Below are 17,086 nucleotides of genomic sequence, written 5' to 3' on the forward strand. Positions count from 1 at the left end.
ACGGAGAAGGTGGAGGAAAAGAAGGTATTGGAATTATTGCAAAGCTCACAGGAAGAAGGGCTTTATCTGGATTTGTTACAGCAAGTACAGAAGGATTTTCTCTTGGCGAACTGCAATTTAAAACTGGAAGATGCTATTTCTCCCCAAAAACTGTCCCTCCTGATTAAGGAAAAATTGTACGTATTACTCATGGAGCGTTTTGATGAGTACCTAAACCTGCTGTATGTCATCGATGTCCCTGAACATACACTTCGACAAATAGATGCCATGGATGCCGTAGAGGTCGCGGAGCAAGTATCTTTTTTTGTTTTGGAAAGGGAATTGAAAAAGGTACGATCAAAAAGGCGTTACGGAAACTGACCTTAAAAAAACACACGAATGAAGGGCAATAAAGCATTGGCATAAATACTTCTATCCTCATCGAATAGGAGATTATACCTTAATCCTACCGTTACATTATACGTACTGTATCCAATTCCTAAAAATAATGCCGGGGACCAATAATTATCCTTTATAGTGTTGGGAAAGGCTTCAAAGGTTCTATTAATTCTCAATTGCTCCAATTCTGCGGAGAGCTGTATTTCCGGAATGGGATTGTAAAGGGAAAGAAGACTGCCTCCATAAGCCAGTAGTTCGTCATCGTCGAATTTCGCATAGTTGAAATTGAGACTCGTCCCGGCAGAAAACCGGTCGCTAAATGGATAAATAGCACTAGGCGATACGGAAGCATTGAAACCACCGCTAAAAAAGTTAAGTCCAAGACTTCCCCCGTACCTAACATCCCGCCAAAAATTGTTGGTTCTTTGGGTATTTTGGGAATAAATAAAAGACAGGGCGCACACTGAAAGACAAGTCAAAAGGATTTTTTTATCCATTGATTTTAAAAATTTGTTTGAAACCTTAAAATTTTCCAATAATACCAATCAGCATTCCGTTAGATATTGTAAATGTTGTATTTTTGTACAAATTTCTTCTAAAGATACAGAAAGTAATTCATGGATAAATATTCCTTTTTGAATGCTGTTCATACCTCCTATTTTTCCGAGTTATATGATAAGTATTTGATCAATCCGGATAGTATTGAACCAAGCTGGCGTGCCTTTTTTCAAGGTTTTGATTTCGGTATTGAAAGTTCGTTGGACGAATTGGATATCGACCCAGAAAACAGAAGTACTGTTACCATTAACGGCAACCAAGTGGAAATGCCAGAATCCTTGCAAAAGGAGTTTCAGGTCATTAGGTTGATAGACGGTTACAGGAGCAGGGGGCATTTGTTTACAAAAACGAACCCCGTTAGGGAAAGAAGGCAGTACGAGCCCACATTGGACATCGTGAACTTTGGTCTTACGGAGGCTGATTTGGATACGGTCTTCAATGCCGGCGATATTATTGGTATAGGGCCCAGTACGCTTCGCGAGATAATCGCCCATTTAACCAGTATTTATTGTGACTCCATAGGTGTGGAGTATATGTATATCAGAAAGCCGGAACGGATCAAATGGATTCAGAATTGGATAAATGTAAACGACAACCACCCCAATTTTAGTCCGGAGCGTAAAAAGCATATTCTAAAGAAATTGAATCAGGCCGTTTCCTTTGAGGGCTTTTTGCATACCAAGTACGTAGGCCAGAAACGATTTTCACTGGAGGGTAACGAATCCTTGATTCCCGCGTTGGATGTCATAGTGGAGCGTGCCGCGGAAATGGGCGTGAGACAATTTGTAATGGGAATGGCCCATAGGGGAAGATTGAACGTACTAACGAATATTTTCGGGAAATCCGCAAAGGATATTTTTAGCGAGTTCGATGGAAAGGATTATGAGCAGGAAATATTTGACGGGGACGTGAAATACCATCTGGGCTGGACTTCGGACCGCATGTCCGATAACGGAAACCAGATCCGTATGAACATCGCACCAAACCCATCGCATTTGGAAACAGTAGGTGCCGTAGTTGAGGGTATTGCCAGGGCGAAGCAGGATGCCCATTATCAGGACGATTTTTCAAAAGTGCTGCCTATTGTGGTGCACGGCGATGCCGCCATTGCAGGCCAAGGCTTGGTCTATGAAGTGGTCCAAATGGCCAATTTGGATGGCTATAGGACCGGAGGTACCATACATATTGTAGTAAACAATCAAATTGGTTTCACCACAAACTATTTGGATGCCAGAAGTTCCACCTATTGTACCGATGTTGGTAAGGTAACTTTAAGTCCCGTACTCCACGTTAATGCCGATGATGCGGAGGCCGTAGTCCATGCCGCTTTGTTTGCCCTGGAATATAGGATGCAGTTCGATCAGGACGTATTCTTGGATCTTTTGGGATATAGAAAATATGGCCACAACGAAGGTGACGAACCTCGGTTCACCCAGCCCAAACTATATAAGGCCATCGCCAAGCATATGAATCCACGGGATATTTATGCAGAACGATTGATCAAGGAAGGTGTTATAAACGAGGGTTATGTGGCCGAGCTTGAGAAACAGTATAAGGATAGTTTGGAGGTAAAACTGGAAGATTCCAGGAAAGAGGACAAGACCATTATTACGCCGTTTATGGCCGATGAATGGAAAGGTTTTGAGAATGTGCGCGAGTGGGAGATGATGGACCCTGTCGATACCACCTTTGAAAAGGAAAAACTGACTGAGATCGCCAAGGTCATAACCGAATTGCCAAAGGGTAAAAAGTTTTTACGCAAGGTGGAGAAGTTGGTGAAAGACCGACATAAAATGTACTTTGAGGACGACTCCTTGGACTGGGCAATGGGAGAACTATTGGCCTACGGGACCCTACTACAGGAAGGTTTTGGGGTCCGTATGTCCGGTCAGGATGTTGAGCGGGGAACTTTTTCGCACAGGCATGCGGTCATGAAAGTGGAGGAAAGTGAGGAGGAAGTGTTGCTTCTGAACAATATTTCAAAGGAACAAGGAAGGTTTCAAATATATAATTCGCTCCTATCAGAATATGGTGTGGTAGGCTTCGACTATGGGTACGCCATGGCAAGTCCCAATACCTTGACCATTTGGGAAGCCCAATTTGGAGACTTCAGTAACGGGGCCCAGATAATGATCGACCAATATATATCGGCGGCGGAGGATAAATGGAAGCTTCAGAACGGTCTGGTAATGTTGTTACCACACGGTTATGAAGGTCAAGGCGCGGAACACTCTTCGGCCCGTATGGAAAGATATCTCCAGCTATGTGCAAGGGACAATATGTATATCGCCGATGTAACCACCCCGGCCCAAATGTTCCATATCCTTAGGAGACAAATGAAAGCGAATTTTAGAAAACCGCTTATTATCTTTACTCCAAAGAGTTTGTTGAGACATCCAAAGGCGGTTTCTACGGTGGACGAGCTGGCGAATGGTAGTTTTAAGGAGGTGATAGACGATGCTACGGCAGATGTCAAGAAAGTAAAAAGCTTGGTTTTCTGTACCGGTAAGTTCTATTACGACCTTCTTGCCGTTAAGGAGGAATTGAATCGGGATGATGTGGCCTTGGTCCGTGTGGAGCAATTGTTCCCACTGCCAGACCAGCAGATGAAGGACATTATCGCAAAATATAAAAATGCGGACGATATTGTTTGGGCACAGGAAGAACCAAGAAATATGGGCGCATGGAGCCACTTGATGATGCATTTTAGCGATGTGGGTAAATTTAGGGTGGCCTCCAGAAGGTTTTATGCCGCCCCCGCCGCCGGTAGTGCCGTTAGGTCTAAAGCTAGGCATCAGCAAGTAATAGACTATGTTTTTGATAAGACCAAGGATAATATGTCCAAACCAAAATAACAAGAATTAAGAATAGCAAATAATAGAAAGAATGATTCTAGAAATGAAAGTTCCCTCACCTGGGGAATCCATAACGGAAGTTGAGATAGCGGAGTGGTTGGTTGAAGATGGCGATTATGTAGAGAAGGACCAAGCCATTGCCGAGGTCGATTCTGACAAGGCAACCTTGGAATTGCCGGCGGAGGCAAGTGGGACGATAACCTTAAAGGCAGAGGTTGGGGATGCTGTAGCCGTGGGTGCCGTTGTGTGTCTTATTGATACTAGCGCCGAAAAGCCGGATGGGGCAAGTAAAGCTGCAAGTTCCGCGTCGGGTGGGGACGAAGGCTCCTCAAGTAATGCCGCAAAGGATTTGGATAAACAACGAGAGGAAAAGGATACGAAAAAGGAAAGCGAAAAGGCGCCACAGCCCCCTCAGGCAAAGGAAACCTATGCTTCTGGAGTGGCTTCACCAGCTGCAAAGAAAATTTTGAACGAAAAGGGAGTTGAGGCTTCTAACGTTACAGGAACCGGAAAGGACGGAAGAATTACCAAGTCAGATGCCATGAACGCAAAGCCATCCATGGGCTCACCGGTTTCTGGAGGTAGTAGGGGCGAGACCCGATCTAAGCTATCCATGCTGCGAAGAAAAGTGGCGGAACGTTTGGTTTCGGCAAAAAATGAAACGGCCATGTTAACCACTTTCAACGAAGTGGATATGTCCCCAATATTCGAGTTGCGAAATAAATACAAGGATGATTTTAAAGAGAGACACGGTGTAAGTCTAGGGTTTATGTCCTTCTTTACCAAAGCAGTCGTAAGGGCATTGGAAATGTACCCTGCCGTTAACTCCATGATAGATGGTAAGGAAATGGTGTCCTACGATTTTTGTGATATAAGTATTGCGGTATCAGGTCCAAAAGGATTGATGGTTCCTGTAATCAGAAATGCGGAAAATCTTTCCTTTAGAGGTATTGAGGCCGAAGTAAAACGTTTGGCGATACGCGCAAGGGAAGGGGAGATAACGGTAGATGAAATGACAGGCGGTACCTTTACTATTACCAATGGTGGCGTGTTTGGTTCCATGTTGTCCACCCCTATTATCAACCCGCCACAAAGTGCCATTTTGGGAATGCATAACATCGTGGAGCGTCCCATTGCTAGGGATGGTGCCATTGCCATAGCCCCGATAATGTATGTAGCATTGTCTTATGACCACCGAATTATTGATGGTAAGGAATCCGTCGGGTTTTTGGTGGCTGTAAAAGAAGCCTTGGAGAGTCCGGAAGAATTATTGATGGGCAATGATGTTAAAAGGGCATTAGAAATGTAATTCCATATGTACCTAAAAATAAAAGCACCGAAATATCGGTGCTTTTTGCTTTTATCACTTTTTGACCTTTAGGTACAGTGCCTTCTTTTTGTAATCGATTATGGCTTTACCTTCGTTCAGCACATCGGCACCAATGATGCCATCAACAGGTTCCGCATCATGACTTATAAGGGCAGTATTGACGTGAACAAGATCGAACAACACTATTTTCAGCTTCTTGTGGCGCCATTTGCCAATATCTATAGTGTTTTTTTTGGAGGTGAGCGTTTCCATGTCGGTGGCCCCGGCTCCGGCCGCTTTTATTTTGGATTCTTTGGATTTCAAATTAAAAAAATCGATTTTGTCAAAGCCGATACACGTATTGGAAGCTCCTGTATCCAGAATAAATCTTCCCGGTGTACCATTGATAATGGCAGAAAACTCCAAATGATTTGTTTTGGTAAGGGTCAGGGGAATTTCGTCATATCCCTTTTTCTTTAGGTATTTTTTTAGGGAGTGCATAGAAGTATAGTTTACGTCAAATGATGGGGCGAATACTTGGATTAGGCTTAAAAAAGTCAAAGATAAACCTATTTTTGCGGTATGATTATAACGGACACCCATACACATTTGTATAGTGAAGCATTTGATGGAGATAGGGAAGGCATGATGCAAAGGGCCATGGACCAAGGAGTCAGCCGATTTTTTGTTCCGGCCATTGATTCCACGTATACGGAGCGAATGTTGCAATTAAAGGACCGCTTTCCTGAAAATGTTTTCTTGATGACGGGGCTTCATCCAACACATGTTAAAGAAAATTTTGAAGAGGAACTTCGCCATGTGGAAGAATCGGTAAAGATGCACCAATATTATGCAATTGGTGAGATCGGCATCGACCTGTATTGGGACAAGACCTATTTAAAGGAGCAACAAGAAGCTTTTGCCAGGCAGATACGACTCGCAAAAGCGATGGAGTTACCAATCGTTATTCATTGCAGGGATGCCTTCGATGAGGTTTTTGAAGTATTGGAGCAAGAAAAAGGAGAAGGGTTAAGAGGGATTTTTCACTGTTTTACCGGAAATTTGGAACAAGCGGAGCGGGCATTATCATACGATATGAAGTTGGGAATAGGCGGGGTTGTAACGTTTAAGAATGGAAAAATCGACACATTTCTACATCAGATCGACCTGAGGAACATCGTTCTTGAAACGGACGCACCTTATTTGGCGCCTGTGCCGTATAGGGGAAAGCGAAATGAAAGCGCCTATGTTGTGAACGTCCTAAAAAGGGTTGCCGAGATCTATGGTATGGAGGAAGCGGAAGTCGCCACTGTGACTACTGAGAATTCAAAAGAAGTATTCGGGATTTAATTTATAAGTTAAGGTTTGGACACAAGAAAAATTCTTTTGATGTATACGGGGGGAACCATAGGAATGGTAAAGGATTACCAAACCGGGGCCCTAAAATCCTTTGATTTTAATAAACTTTTAAAGCATGTTCCGGAACTGAACCAATTGGACTGCACCATAGAAACCATTTCCTTTGAAAATCCATTGGATAGTTCGAACATGAATCCAGCCGAGTGGATACGAATTGTCATCCTGATCGAGGAGCACTATGAAAATTATGACGGTTTTGTAATCCTGCACGGAAGCGATACGATGAGCTATACGGCATCGGCATTGAGTTTTTTATTGGAAAACCTGGATAAGCCTGTCATCCTTACCGGTTCGCAGTTGCCCATTGGGGATTTACGTACGGATGCCAAGGAGAACCTGATAACATCCGTCCAGATTGCCGCCCTTCAAAAAAATGGAACATCGGTCATTAGGGAGGTGGGCTTGTATTTTGAATATAAATTATATAGAGGGAACAGGACCACTAAGATTAATGCAGAAAACTTTAGGGCTTTTGCATCATTAAACTACCCGCACTTGGCGGAATCCGGAGTACATTTGAATGTGTTTTCGGAATATCTTTTGCCTTCGAAACGCAATAAAAATTTGATAGTTCATAAAAAAATGGACGAAAATGTGGCTTTGGTCAAATTATTTCCGGGAATGAACAGGTTCGTATTTGAAAATATATTAAAAACCGATGGGCTGAAGGCACTCGTCTTGGAAACCTATGGGTCCGGAAATGGTCCTACTGCAGATTGGTTTTTAGGTTCGCTAAAAAAATCTATAGCTGATGGCTTACATGTCATAAACGTTACGCAGTGTTCTGGGGGCAGTGTGTTGATGGGTAAATATGAGACCAGTTCCGCGCTAATGGACATGCAAGTAATTAATGGTAAGGATATTACCACGGAGGCGGCAATTTCAAAGGCAATGTACATGCTCGGGAGTGGGGTTTCAAACAAACACTTTAAGACAGTTTTCGAGACTTCATTACGTGGAGAAATGCACTAAAATTAACGGGTAATATTTTATTGTCTAATATTTTTTTTGTTATTTGCCCCACCTTAAAAAAGGCGAAAAATAGAGAGGTGGCCGAGTGGTCGAAGGCGCACGCCTGGAAAGTGTGTATACACCAAAAGTGTATCGAGGGTTCGAATCCCTTCCTCTCTGCGAATAAGTTTTACTTTTTTTATATTGATTTTTTTTATCTTTAACCCTATTAACTAACTAATTTAAGTTTGAAAAAATGAAAAAATTATTTCCAAGCCTAGCTGTTGCTGGGGCGTTTGTAGCAGGTACAAATATGGTAAGTGCAAAAGTGGCGGCGGTAGCTTTGCTTGTTCAAGACGCGGCTCCTGAAGCGGATAGAGGATTTACCCAAGTGTTGAAAGAGCAGTTCATCCAAGGTGGTGCTGGCTTCATGGGGATTGTACTTTTGTGTTTGATTCTTGGTTTGGCCGTTGCTATTGAAAGGATTATCTATTTGAATATGGCCAGTACTAATACTGCCAAATTAAAACAACAAGTTGAGGATGCATTGGCATCTGGTGGAGTTGAGGCCGCTAAAGAAGTTTGTAGAAATACAAAAGGACCAGTTGCTTCTATATATTACCAAGGTTTGGATAGGGCTGGAGAAAGTGTTGAATCTGCAGAAAAAGCTGTTGTGGCATATGGTGGTGTTCAAATGGGTCAGTTGGAGAAGAATGTATCTTGGTTGTCCTTATTTATCGCCATTGCACCGATGCTTGGTTTCATGGGTACGGTAATTGGTATGATTCAGGCCTTCCAAAAAATCGCTGCGGTTGGTAACTTGAGTGCCTCTCTTATTGCAGGTGATATTCAGGTGGCGTTATTGACTACGGTATTCGGTCTTATTACGGCTATCATACTTCAAATCTTTTATAACTATATTATCGCCAAGATTGATAGTATCGTAAATGATATGGAGGATTCATCGATCACTTTGATTGATATGTTGGTAGACCACAAAAAATAAGTTCCACATTCAATACCTAAAAATAGTATCATGCAAAAAATAATAAAAATAGCATTGATTGTCATAGGCTTACTAAGTGCGGTACTTTGGTATATGTTGCCAAGTAGTGACATGCCGGCAGCCGAGGCAGCTCAAAGCGGAGCAATGAACGGAATGTTCGTTATCACATATATTCTTTTAGGAATCGCTGTGGTAGCTGCATTGTTGTTCACCTTAAAAAATTTGTTTTCTAATCCTCAAGGCCTAAAAAAGACGCTATTTGTAGTTGTTGGGTTGGCAATAGTCGTTGGTATTTCATACGTACTTTCAAGTGGTACGGATGTAGCACCTGAGTACATGGCTATGTCCAGCGAGTCTACGGTGAAAAAAATAGGAATGGGATTGAACGTGTTTTTCATTTTGACTGCAGTTGCAGTTGTTTTGATGGTTCTTCCTGGGGTTAAGAAACTATTTGGTAAATAAAAAATAAGTTATGGCTAGAAGAGCAGGAGCACCAGAAGTAAATGCAGGTTCCATGGCGGACATAGCGTTTCTACTGCTCATCTTTTTCTTGGTAACTACTACTATAGAAACGGATGCAGGTTTGGACCGTATGTTGCCTCCAATTGAACCGCCTGATCAAGATGTTGTAATTAAGCAAAAGAATATCTTTCAGGTAAACATCAACAAAAATGGTCAGTTACTGGCTGATGATGAGTTGATAGAAATTTCGGATTTAAGGGAGAAGGCCATGGCGTTCTTGGACAACGGGGGAGCACCTCAAGGCAGTCCCGATTATTGTAGCTACTGCAAGGGGTCTAGAGACGCATCTTCATCTGACAGTCCGGCAAAAGCGATTATCTCCTTAAAGAACGATAGGGAAACAAAGTATTCTACCTATATCACCGTTCAGAATGAACTAGTGGGGGCCTACAATGATTTAAGGGATAGGGAAGCACAAAGATTATATGGTAAGAATTTCGTGGAGATGGAGGCAGAATACCTTAATCCTGAAACTTCGGACGAAGCGAAGGAGGAGCTTAAAGAAAAAGTGCAGCGTATTCAGGAGTTATTTCCTCAAAAATTATCCGAAGCTGAAACCACTACCAATTAATAAAGAAGAAAAACTGAAACACTATGTCTAAATTTGCAAAGAAAAAAGATGGTGAAGTACCTGCGGTCTCAACCGCATCGCTTCCTGACATTGTATTTATGCTTTTGTTTTTCTTTATGACGGTAACGGTTATGAAGGATAGTTCCCTAAAGGTCGAGAATGTGTTACCCAATGCCAATGAGGTCAAGAAATTGGAGAAAAAGGATAGGGTAATTTACATATACGTAGGTAAGCCAACCAGGGAGTACGAAAAGGTATATGGAACGGAGCCTCAAATACAATTGAATGATAAGTTTGCCAAGCCATCTGAGGTAGGTGACTATATCTTAATGGAAAGAGCCAAGAAACCTCAAGAATTACAGAACGTATTGACCACTGCTTTAAAAGTTGATAAAAATGCCAATATGGGTCTTATATCAGACATTAAGCAAGAGTTACGTAAAGTGAATGCATTAAAAGTAAACTATACAACGTATGAAGGGGACGCCTTTAGGAACCTTCAATAGTTTGTAATTTTTCAAACTTATAGAAAGCGCTTCAAATTTTTTTTGAAGCGTTTTTTATTCGTATCAACAAAGATATTAATACCATAAGGCACGAGCAGCTTGCAAAAAGCAGGTTTCTTTGTTACAATCTTAATTCTCATTTAAAGTATTTTTCGTGAATAATTTTGGAGTATGAGGCTTTTCATATTTGTGTTGACTTTCATTTTTGGCTTGGCATGTTTTGCCCAAGACACCTCTTCTGAAAACAGGGAGCGGTACTTTGAAGATCAATTTTATCTGGGTATTACGTACAACTTTATTCGGAATCGACCGCAGGGCTTTAATCAAAGAAACCTATCCTATGGACTCCAAGGTGGTATTATAAAGGACGTGCCATTGAATGAAAGAGGAACGAAAGCGCTTGGAATCGGCTTAGGTTTTGCCTTGAACACCTATTACTCCAATTTAGTGGTTTCAGAGCTTCTTGACGGCTTTTCCTATAATTTTGGAGGTACTATCCCGGGTTTTAAAAGAAGTAAGGTGGAGACGCATTTAATTGAGTTTCCTTTGGAGTTTAGATGGCGCAATTCCACCTTGGAGGATTACAAATTTTGGAGAATATATGCAGGAGTGAAATTTGGATACGTGGTTGGGGCCAGGTCTAAATTGGTAACTTCCGAATATAGGGATGGCTTTTTCAATACAGATGTAAATAGTTTTCAATACGGACCAACTTTTAATGTTGGTTATAATACCTTTAATGTACACATTTATTATTCGTTGACAGAATTATTGGGGGATAACGCAATTCTAAATAATGAGTCTATTGATATTAAGCCGTTAAGGGTCGGTTTAATTTTCTACATTCTATAACCAAAACTTTACCGTAAGAAGTTGGGACAAAAGTCCGATCAACAAACCTACAATAATTTCTAGTTTTGAATGTGCCTTAAGGTACAACCTAGCGGAAACAACAATACCTGTCATCAAGGTCATAAGGCCAATGGCGATAATGATGTTTATCTCAAAATGGATGCTAAGGTTGATTAGGTACATGAGTATACCCGCAATCCCAACCGCATGTAAACTAGTCTTAAAATTGAAATAAATCAGCAATAAGCATGCAAATGAGGCTCCCATAAGTCCCACGAAGTAATAGTACAGTTCCGCGATGTAGTTGTTGGGGATTACCTTGAACAATATCAATCCCAGTAAGATGATATGTATGAATAAAGGGTACCTTCTTTCGTTGACAGAGTTTAAAAAAATGGAATTGGTTACCCCCAGGTTTTTTAGGATTAAAAAGGTTATTATTGGGATAATAACCGTTAGGATAAATATGGGCAGGATATTGCCGCTTTGTATTTCTAGGGGACTGTACTTTGGGGTGGTCAAGAAATAGGCTGCAGTACCCGCAATCGGTACAAAAATTGGATGAAAAATATAGGATATTGTATGAAAGAAAAGTTTCATCAAATTTCCTTTCTCAATCTGGCAACCGGAATATCCAATTGTTCTCTATATTTTGCAACCGTCCTCCGGGCAATAGGATATCCTTTTTCCTTTAGGATAGCCGCAAGTTTGTCATCCGTCAGAGGTTTTCTTTTTTCCTCATTTTTGATGACCGTTTCCAATATTTTTTTGATTTCCTTGGTAGAAACGTCTTCCCCCTGATCATTTTTCATGGATTCTGAAAAGTATTCCTTGATCAATTTTGTTCCATAGGGGGTGTCTACGTACTTGCTATTGGCCACCCTGGAGACGGTACTCACGTCCATATCTATTTCATCGGCAATATCCTTTAGGATCATAGGGCGCAGGTTTCGCTCGTCCCCGGTTAGGAAATACTCCTTTTGATACTGCATAATGGCGTTCATGGTAATGAACAAGGTCTGTTGGCGCTGTCTGATAGCATCTATGAACCATTTGGCGGCATCCAATTTTTGTTTGATAAAAAGGACCGTATCCTTTTGGGATTTGGTTTTGTCTTTGGATTCCTTGTAGCCTTTGAGCATGTTGCTGTACTCCTTGGATACGTGCAATTCCGGTGCGTTACGTCCATTAAGACTAAGTTCGAGCTCCCCTTCCACTATGCGGATGGAAAAATCCGGCACTACATGTTCAATGATTCTAGTATTACCAGAATAGGATCCACCCGGTTTTGGGTTCAATTTTTCTATTTCAGAGATAGCATCCTTTAATTCTTCTTCGGTAACATTGTGCTTTTGGATAAGCTTTTTGTAATGTTTTTTGGTGAATTGATCAAATGACTTTTTAAGAATGGCCTTTGCCAACTCGATACTTGGGGTAAGCTCTTTCCGTTCCAATTGAATAATAAGGCATTCTTCCAAAGACCTGGCCGCTACCCCGGGAGGATCCAATTCCTGTACAATGGACAACACTTTTTTTATCGTTACCTCGTCCGTAAAGACATTTTGGGTAAAGGCAAGGTCATCCAAAATATCCGAAATTGGTCTTCTAATGTACCCGCTTTCATCCACACTGCCCACTAGAAATTCGGCAATCGCCCATTCCTCGTCGTTCAGGTACACCGTGTTCAGCTGATTGATCAAATATTGATTGAACGTTGTTCCGGCAGCATAGGGAACACTCTTTTCATCGTCGTCAGCACTATAATTATTGGATTGTGTCCTATAATCCGGGACTTCATCATCACTAAGATAGTCGTCTATGTTGATATCATCGGCAGCTATAGTCTCACTATCGGATTCGTTCTCGTACATGTCGTCATAATCGTCCGTAGCAATGTCCAGATCTTCCTTACCGCTTTCCAACGCGGGATTCTCCTCCAGCTCCTGTTTTAAGCGTTGCTCGAACGCCTGTGTGGGTAGCTGAATCAACTTCATCAACTGAATCTGTTGAGGAGATAACTTTTGGGAAAGCTTAAACTGTAAGTGCTGTTTTAACATCTCTTTTATTCACTATCTATAAAAATAACCAAATACGCTTAGAATTCGGCATTCTGTGGTGTTCTTGGGAAAGGAATGACATCCCTTATGTTACCCATTCCAGTTGCAAATAACACCAAACGTTCAAACCCCAAGCCAAAACCGCTATGAACCGCGGTACCGAATTTTCGTAAATCCAGATACCACCAAAGTTCTTCCTCGGGGATATCCAAGGCGGCCATTTTCTGCTTAAGAACATCCAAGCGCTCCTCCCTTTGCGAACCGCCAACGATTTCCCCAATACCGGGAAAAAGGATATCCATGGCCCTAACGGTCTTCCCGTCCTCGTTTAAACGCATATAAAAGGCCTTTATTTTTGCCGGATAATCAAAAAGGATGACAGGGCATTTAAAGTGTTTTTCAACTAGATAGCGCTCATGCTCGCTTTGTAGGTCAGCTCCCCATGCATCGATTAAATATTGGAATTTCTTCTTTTTGTTGGGACTGCTATTCCTTAAGATTTCGATGGCTTCCGTATAGGTAACACGTTTAAAATTGTTGTCCGTAATAAACTTCAATTTTTCGATCAGGGCCATTTCACTACGTTCCGCCTGTGGTTTTGTTTTCTCTTCATCCAGCAATCGGGTTTCCAGAAACTTCAGGTCCTCTTCACAATGATCTAGGACATAGCGAAGAACGTATTTGATAAAATCTTCGGCCAGATCCATATTGGCATCCAGGTCATAAAAGGCCATTTCCGGTTCGATCATCCAAAATTCCGCCAGATGCCTGGAGGTGTTCGAATTTTCTGCTCTAAAAGTAGGTCCAAAGGTGTACACCTTGCCCAATGCCATAGCGTATGCTTCGGCCTCCAATTGCCCTGAAACTGTGAGATTGGTTTCCTTTCCGAAGAAATCTTCCTTAAAGTCGACCGTTCCATCTTCTTTTAATGGGGGGTTCTTTTCGTCCAATGTGGTTACCCGGAACATCTCGCCTGCACCCTCGGCATCTGAGCCGGTAATAATAGGGGCATGAAAATAATAAAATCCATTATCCCTAAAATACTGGTGGATTGCGAAGGCTAGGGCAGAACGTACGCGCATCACCGCGCTGAACGTGTTGGTGCGAACCCTTAGATGTGCCTTCTCCCGTAGAAATTCCAAAGAGTGCTTTTTGGGCTGAATGGGATAAACCTCTGGATCGGCACCTCCATGAACGAAGATATCCCTTACCTGGATCTCAACACTTTGTCCCTTACCCTGACTTTCCACCAAGGTCCCTGTAATCTTTAGGGCGGCACCTGTATCAACTTGCTTTAATATGGCATCGTCGAACTTTTCAAAATCCACAACACATTGAATATTATGGAGTGTGGAACCATCATTTAGGGCGATAAACCGATTGCTTCTAAAAGTTCGTACCCATCCGTTCACGGTAATTTCCTGTAATAATTGCTTTCCTGTTAGGAGTTCTTTGATGCTTACTGAGCGCATTATAAATCGATTGAAAATTAAAAGCCAAAGATAGGTTTTTGACCCAAAAGAATAAATGAATAAGCATCGGTTTTAGCGGTACCTAATCGTTTTCCTCGTCCTGTGGCAGTATATCTATTTGTGGTTCCTTCAGGGTATTCTTGTTGGCGATGCTTTTCTCCAGGGAGAGCAGCAGGGAAGGTAGCAAAATCAAGTTGGCCAACATGGCGAACAATAAGGTGGCCGAAACAAGGGCCCCCAAAGCGACCGTTCCCCCAAAATTGGAGATGATGAACACTGAAAATCCAAAGAAAAGTACAATGGATGTGTAGAACATACTAACACCTGTTTCGCGTAAGGCCGCGTACACGGATTTTTTGATCTGCCATTTTTTGGCCTCCAGTTCCTGTCTATACTTGGCCAAGAAGTGTATGGTATCGTCTACGGAAATACCAAAGGCTATACTGAATACCAAAATGGTTGAAGGTTTAATAGGTACACCAATGAATCCCATGATGCCCGCGGTAACGATTAATGGCAACAAATTGGGTATGAGTGATATTACGATCATCCTAAAGGACCGGAATAGATAGGCCATAAAGAGGGCAATTAATCCAATGGCCAGCGCAAGTGACATTACCAAGTTTTTAACGAGGTACTTGGTTCCCTTCAAAAATAGGAGGGCACTACCGGTCATGTAGACGGAATAACGTTCTTCGGGAAATATTTTAGTGATATTCTCCAAAAGACGTTCCTCGATCTGTTCCATGCGGCTAGTCTTTACATCGCGCATGTAGGTAGTCATACGGGCCACTTGTCCTGTGCTGTCCACAAAACTATCCAGCAGATTGCTCTCATCCGATGATTTCCGGGCCACATCCATGATAAAGGTATTTTCCTGGCTGGTGGGTAATTGATAATACTTTGGGATTCCGTTGTAAAATGCCTGTTTGGAGTACTTCACCAGATTCACTACGGATAGGGATGGTGAAAGTTCCGGGATTTCGGCAATCACTTCACCAAATTGGTCCATTCTTCGTAGGGTGGCCGGCTTCATGACGCCTTTGGGATTCTTCGTGTCCACCACAATTTCAACAGGCATAATACCATCAAACTCATTTTCAAAAAAGCGTATATCCTTAAAAAATTCGGCCTTTTTGGGCATATCCTCAATGGGGCTTCCTGAAATATCTATTTGATAAATTCCGATGATGCTCACCACCAACAAGCAAATGGAAATGATATAAACGGCGATTCTTCTGTTACGGACGATATTTTCCATCCAATTTACGAAGGCATCGATCCATCTTTTGTTCAGGTGTTTTAAATGCCTGGTTTTAGGAAGGGACAGAAAGCTATAAACGATGGGTATAATCAAAAGTGACAATATGAAAATCCCGATAATATTGATGGAGGCCACAATACCAAATTCCTTCAGTAACTTACTATCGGTTATGATGAAGGTGGCAAAACCGGATGCCGTTGTAACATTGGTCATAAGGGTGGCATTTCCGATCTTGGAAATTACCCGTTGAAGTGATAAAGCCTGATTTCCATGTTTTTTGACTTCCTGTTGATATTTATTTATCAGGAAAATACAATTGGGGATGCCAATTACGATGATCAAGGGAGGAATCAATGCCGTAAGAACGGTTATCTCATATTGTAAAAGGCCTAATACCCCAAAGGCCCACATCACCCCAATTATAACAACACACATTGAAATGAAGGTAGCCCTGAAACTTCTAAAGAAAAAGAAGAAGATGAGTGAGGTCACCCCAAGCGCGGCCAAGATAAACTTGCCAATTTCGTCTATGATATTCTGGGAATTCATCGTACGCACGTATGGCATTCCAGAGATACGAACGTCAAAGTTGGTATCTTCCTCAAAGGTTTTGATCAGTCGGCTCAGGTCTTGTAAAATGAAATCCTTTCGGACACTGGTATTCACAATATCCTTGTCCAGATACATAACTGTTCTTATGGTGCCGGATTCTTTGTTGTAGATCAGGTTTTCGTAGAAAGGAAGTTCATTGAAAAGGTGCTGGGCGATACGATTGACCTCAGCCCTGGAATCCGGGGTTTCCTCGATCAAAGGGCGCATCACGAATTTCTGTTCAACGGTATCCTTGACAAGTTCTTTCAGGTTATCCGTAGAAAGGACAAAATCGACTTCGGGGAAAGCCTCCAATTGCTTGCTTAGTTTGTTCCACCGATTGAAATTTTCCGGAGTGAACAAGGCGGAATCCCTGATGGCGAACACTACGGCGTTGCCTTCCTCGCCAAACTGATCCAGAAACTCCTGGTATTCCAAATTTATGGGGTGGTCGTCCGGAAGAAGATTGGCCTGGGAATTGGAAAAACGCATGTTATCCCATTGCATGGCGAGAAATATGGTAATTCCAGCAACCAAACATAAAATAAGAATCCTATTCCTCAGTATTATCCTGGCCGTTATTGGCCAAAATCCTTTGGTAAGTTTAGCAACCATACTTGTTTTTAGGCGATTGCAAAGGTAACCATTGTGGTTAATTGAACCTAAAAAGTATTGGAAGAATATAAATACGAAAGAGAGCGGACCACTGGTCCGCTCTCTTTGCTTCATACTTTTAAAAATAGATTAATAACTGGATTCTTAATCAATTCTTTTT

At 41.9% G+C, this 17,086-nt stretch carries 16 protein-coding genes and 1 tRNA gene; 11 read left to right on the forward strand and 6 right to left on the reverse strand.

The window, feature by feature from the left end:
• The first annotated feature begins 9 nt into the window (after window positions 1-9).
• Entirely contained in the window at window positions 10-360 is a 351-nt protein-coding gene (locus ACZ41C_RS10010; RefSeq protein WP_464561123.1) for a hypothetical protein, read from the forward strand.
• A 2-nt stretch (window positions 361-362) separates the two neighbouring features.
• Here the strand turns inward: ACZ41C_RS10010 and ACZ41C_RS10015 are convergent, their stop codons facing one another.
• Window positions 363-875: an alpha-ketoglutarate decarboxylase gene (locus ACZ41C_RS10015; protein ID WP_464561125.1), complete on the reverse strand. Its 513-nt coding sequence runs from the start codon at window positions 873-875 to the stop codon at window positions 363-365.
• 120 nt (window positions 876-995) lie between these two features.
• Here ACZ41C_RS10015 and ACZ41C_RS10020 point away from each other — a divergent pair, with 120 nt between their 5' ends.
• Together ACZ41C_RS10020 and odhB are read left to right on the forward strand one after the other, a co-directional pair.
• Window positions 996-3,791 carry a 2-oxoglutarate dehydrogenase E1 component gene (locus ACZ41C_RS10020; RefSeq protein ID WP_464561127.1) on the forward strand — a complete coding sequence of 932 codons (2,796 nt, stop codon included), beginning with the start codon at window positions 996-998 and terminating at the stop codon, window positions 3,789-3,791.
• Window positions 3,792-3,822: 31 nt separating this feature from the next.
• On the forward strand, window positions 3,823-5,100 hold the full coding sequence (gene odhB, locus ACZ41C_RS10025) for a 2-oxoglutarate dehydrogenase complex dihydrolipoyllysine-residue succinyltransferase (protein WP_464561129.1): 1,278 nt from the start codon (window positions 3,823-3,825) through the stop codon (window positions 5,098-5,100).
• 54 nt (window positions 5,101-5,154) lie between these two features.
• On the opposite strand, the gene ACZ41C_RS10030 is transcribed toward odhB, so the two are convergent.
• Window positions 5,155-5,601 carry a retropepsin-like aspartic protease family protein gene (locus tag ACZ41C_RS10030; RefSeq protein WP_464561131.1) on the reverse strand — a complete coding sequence of 149 codons (447 nt, stop codon included), beginning with the start codon at window positions 5,599-5,601 and terminating at the stop codon, window positions 5,155-5,157.
• 81 nt (window positions 5,602-5,682) lie between these two features.
• Here ACZ41C_RS10030 and ACZ41C_RS10035 point away from each other — a divergent pair, with 81 nt between their 5' ends.
• The 8 genes from ACZ41C_RS10035 to ACZ41C_RS10070 all read left to right on the forward strand — a co-directional run bounded on the left by ACZ41C_RS10035 (window position 5,683) and on the right by ACZ41C_RS10070 (window position 10,927).
• Window positions 5,683-6,450, forward strand: coding sequence for a TatD family hydrolase (locus tag ACZ41C_RS10035; RefSeq protein WP_464561133.1), 768 nt, complete (start codon window positions 5,683-5,685; stop codon window positions 6,448-6,450).
• 15 nt (window positions 6,451-6,465) lie between these two features.
• Window positions 6,466-7,491 (forward strand): asparaginase, encoded by a 1,026-nt coding sequence (locus ACZ41C_RS10040; RefSeq protein ID WP_464561135.1) that lies wholly within the window; start codon window positions 6,466-6,468, stop codon window positions 7,489-7,491.
• A gap of 71 nt (window positions 7,492-7,562) precedes the next feature.
• Window positions 7,563-7,650 (forward strand) — tRNA-Ser (locus ACZ41C_RS10045).
• A 76-nt stretch (window positions 7,651-7,726) separates the two neighbouring features.
• On the forward strand, window positions 7,727-8,476 hold the full coding sequence (locus tag ACZ41C_RS10050) for a MotA/TolQ/ExbB proton channel family protein (protein ID WP_099545962.1): 750 nt from the start codon (window positions 7,727-7,729) through the stop codon (window positions 8,474-8,476).
• Window positions 8,477-8,506: 30 nt separating this feature from the next.
• Window positions 8,507-8,938, forward strand: a complete 432-nt coding sequence (locus ACZ41C_RS10055; RefSeq protein WP_138258813.1) for a hypothetical protein — start codon at window positions 8,507-8,509, stop codon at window positions 8,936-8,938.
• 10 nt (window positions 8,939-8,948) lie between these two features.
• Window positions 8,949-9,569, forward strand: a complete 621-nt coding sequence (locus ACZ41C_RS10060; protein WP_154917189.1) for an ExbD/TolR family protein — start codon at window positions 8,949-8,951, stop codon at window positions 9,567-9,569.
• A 23-nt stretch (window positions 9,570-9,592) separates the two neighbouring features.
• Window positions 9,593-10,075: an ExbD/TolR family protein gene (locus tag ACZ41C_RS10065; protein ID WP_125221272.1), complete on the forward strand. Its 483-nt coding sequence runs from the start codon at window positions 9,593-9,595 to the stop codon at window positions 10,073-10,075.
• 171 nt (window positions 10,076-10,246) lie between these two features.
• Window positions 10,247-10,927, forward strand: coding sequence for a porin family protein (locus tag ACZ41C_RS10070; protein ID WP_464561138.1), 681 nt, complete (start codon window positions 10,247-10,249; stop codon window positions 10,925-10,927).
• On the opposite strand, the gene ACZ41C_RS10075 is transcribed toward ACZ41C_RS10070, so the two are convergent.
• The 4 genes from ACZ41C_RS10075 to ACZ41C_RS10090 form a co-directional block, all read right to left on the reverse strand.
• A complete protein-coding gene (locus tag ACZ41C_RS10075) occupies window positions 10,922-11,527 on the reverse strand; it encodes a hypothetical protein (RefSeq protein ID WP_464561140.1) in 606 nt (201 codons plus the stop codon). The genes ACZ41C_RS10070 and ACZ41C_RS10075 overlap by 6 nt on opposite strands.
• Complete coding sequence (gene rpoN / locus ACZ41C_RS10080) at window positions 11,527-12,984, reverse strand: RNA polymerase factor sigma-54 (protein WP_464561142.1); 1,458 nt, start codon at window positions 12,982-12,984, stop codon at window positions 11,527-11,529. Before rpoN ends, ACZ41C_RS10075 begins: the two co-directional genes overlap by 1 nt.
• A 38-nt stretch (window positions 12,985-13,022) precedes the next feature.
• Window positions 13,023-14,456: an asparagine--tRNA ligase gene (gene asnS, locus ACZ41C_RS10085; protein ID WP_464561144.1), complete on the reverse strand. Its 1,434-nt coding sequence runs from the start codon at window positions 14,454-14,456 to the stop codon at window positions 13,023-13,025.
• An 82-nt stretch (window positions 14,457-14,538) separates the two neighbouring features.
• The gene (locus ACZ41C_RS10090; protein ID WP_464561146.1) at window positions 14,539-16,926 is read right to left on the reverse strand and encodes an efflux RND transporter permease subunit; all 2,388 of its coding nucleotides are present in this window, start codon (window positions 16,924-16,926) and stop codon (window positions 14,539-14,541) included.
• Window positions 16,927-17,086: the final 160 nt, after the last annotated feature.

This window comes from Maribacter sp. C-4077 (genome assembly GCF_055378385.1).